Genomic DNA, 2,390 nt, shown 5'->3' with positions numbered 1-2,390 from the left:
TCATTGACGAGCCCTTCGACGACCTCCCCTTTCGCACCCTTTTTTACCGCTACCTGACCGGTCGCGGATACGACCTTCAGAGGAGGAAAGATCGACCCGCCTGAGTGCACGGATGAATGTTCTTCGCGGGGCAGGATATGCGAGGTGCTAGCACCTCGCTCAGGCTGATTCACGCAGAGCGTTCAACAGCGAAAGCGGCCCCGGTGAGTGCGTCAACACCCACCGAGGCCTAACCAAAACCCATCTGTGTTGGAGATGAAAAATGGCTGAGAAGAAGTCTATTGCGCCCGAGCTGGGCGAAGCTGAACGCGAGATCCACGGGCCTCTGGCCGAAGCCCAAGCGTTGATCGAGATCTGGCGCAGCTCGAATCCCGACGAGGCGTCGTTTTGCTGCCTCGCGGTATCCACCCTGTCTCGCCTCTGTGATCGTTTTGACACCTACCAACACCTGCTGTTGAAGCATGGTCGGCCGGCATTCGCCGAGACTGACTACGGCGTCCTGGGAGACCCGGTGGAGGATCAGCCAGCGGCCTAAGGGGGTATGGGGGGTATGCCCCCCATGCAGAGCCACGGCTCTCACGCCAACGCAGCGATGCGCCGCGTGCCCAGCGCCCTCCCCTCCCCTGCCCGTCTTCGCGCATGCAAAACAGGCTGCGTGGACCACAAAAAGGGCTCTGAATTCGTATCCTGCACGCGTAAGGCTTTACATCGGCCTTTCGTCTGGTAACAATTGTCGTTCCTGCAACCTTCAATTGGAGCCGATGTGGACCTTGATTCCCTCATCCAGCATAAAGCTCTCGACGAGCTTTACAAACGTGGCAACTACGGCCTGATGGATCACTTCCTCAGAGACCCGGAGACTGCCGAGCAGCTCAAGCTGAAGAAGCTGCAATTCGACGTTCACCCCGAGCTGTTCAGCGACGTGGAAGATGTCTGCCAGCTGCTCGACATGAGCAAGCGTGAGTTCCTCACGGCCGCCACGCTGCAAGCCGTCAAGCTCGCGCAGGAGGCCATCGAAAAGCACGGTTTGATCCCTGATGAGGAGACGCACTGATGCTGACTCTCACAGGCACCGTTCGCGCTGCCACCACTCTCGGTGGTGGTGTCAACAAGAAGACCGGCGAGGTCATCCAGCCCCGGTCAGTACTCCAGGTGGAAGGCCTCGACTCCCGCGGCTTGGTGCAGCTCTACACCCTCACGGTTCCCGATCTGACGAAGTACGCCGACCAGGTCGGCTCGCAGATCTCCGTGCCGGTGCGTGCGTGGGCACCTGGCGCGACAGTCAATTTGTCGTACGAGGAAAAGAAGTGAGCGCGGGACGACGCCTTGGGACGGGCCTGCCCCGGCACTTGGCGCCGGCCGGCGCTCTTCCCTTGATACATACAAACAATTGCTCCAAGCCAGCATCCATGCGGGTTTCCGGCTCGTTTGCCTGCGATCAGGGCTTGTCGCCGGACGCCGTCCGGCTGGGCCGCGAGATGCTGGCTGGACCCATTGGGTTCCTCATCGCACGGAGGGCCGCCGATGGAGGAACGACCACCGGATGACCCAAAGGAAAACGCCGACTCTCTGGCAGGAGAAATCGGCGTTCAGGGCATCGAGGCACTACCCCGAAGGGTTCAGAGATATGGAGCAGCTAAAGCAGGCGCTCTCGACGTAGCGGAGTTTATCAGCGGGCTTGGAGGCCATCAAGGCTTAGCACGGCGGGTCGGCTCGTGTGGGGACTATTTGATGTTCCGGCACTACTTCACCGTCGACGAAGTGCGGTTGCATGCAGCTTCGCTTTGCATGAAGCATCTCCTATGCCCCCTGTGCGCCATCAGGAGGGGCAGCAAGGCCCTCAAAAGCTACCTGGATAGGTGGGAGGTGCTTAGAGGGTCGAACGCCTCTTTAAAGCCCTTTCTCGTGACTCTGACCGTTAAGGATGGCAATGACTTGGCTGAGCGTTTTAAGCACCTCCATCGTGGCCAGCGAGAGCTATGGATGCGGAAACACCGTGCTCGCGGCTCTTGCCTCGATGGTGTTATGGGTGCTGTGTGGTCGTACGAAGTGAAGCGCGGCACAGGTTCTGGGCTCTGGCATCCGCATCTGCACATGATCGCGATCGCTGAGCATCAGCCTGACCAGCTGCAGCTCTCGGCTGAGTGGAAAAACATCACTGGTGATAGCCACGTGGTGGACGTACGGCCGATCAGCCAGGAGGATCCTGTGAGTGGCTTCCTCGAGGTGTTCAAGTACGCGGTGAAGTTTTCGGATCAGCCTGTTGAGGACACGTGGCACTGCTACGAGACCTTGCGCGGAAAGAGACTCATCGGATCTGCTGGCTGCTTCCGTTCGGTGGTGGTGCCGGAGCAGCTCATTGACGAGCCCTTCGACGACCTCCCCTTTCG

The 2,390-nt window shown here is 59.7% G+C and carries 4 protein-coding genes; all 4 read left to right on the top strand.

Going from position 1 to position 2,390, the window contains the following annotated elements:
• Positions 1 to 262: 262 nt before the first annotated feature.
• Positions 263 to 535, top strand: coding sequence for a hypothetical protein (locus tag HMPREF2756_RS04610; RefSeq protein ID WP_070544383.1), 273 nt, complete (start codon positions 263 to 265; stop codon positions 533 to 535).
• Positions 536 to 763: 228 nt separating this feature from the next.
• Positions 764 to 1,054: a hypothetical protein gene (locus HMPREF2756_RS04605; RefSeq protein ID WP_070574462.1), complete on the top strand. Its 291-nt coding sequence runs from the start codon at positions 764 to 766 to the stop codon at positions 1,052 to 1,054.
• Entirely contained in the window at positions 1,054 to 1,311 is a 258-nt protein-coding gene (locus HMPREF2756_RS04600) for a hypothetical protein (RefSeq protein ID WP_070544389.1), read from the top strand. The genes HMPREF2756_RS04605 and HMPREF2756_RS04600 overlap by 1 nt, the downstream gene beginning before the upstream one ends.
• A gap of 213 nt (positions 1,312 to 1,524) precedes the next feature.
• A partial coding sequence (locus HMPREF2756_RS04590; RefSeq protein ID WP_070618782.1) for a protein rep occupies positions 1,525 to 2,390 on the top strand: 866 nt, incomplete at its 3' end.

This window comes from Rothia sp. HMSC067H10 (genome assembly GCF_001810635.1).
Taxonomy (GTDB): domain Bacteria; phylum Actinomycetota; class Actinomycetes; order Actinomycetales; family Micrococcaceae; genus Rothia; species Rothia dentocariosa.
This window is presented reverse-complemented; position numbering and strand designations above follow the sequence as displayed.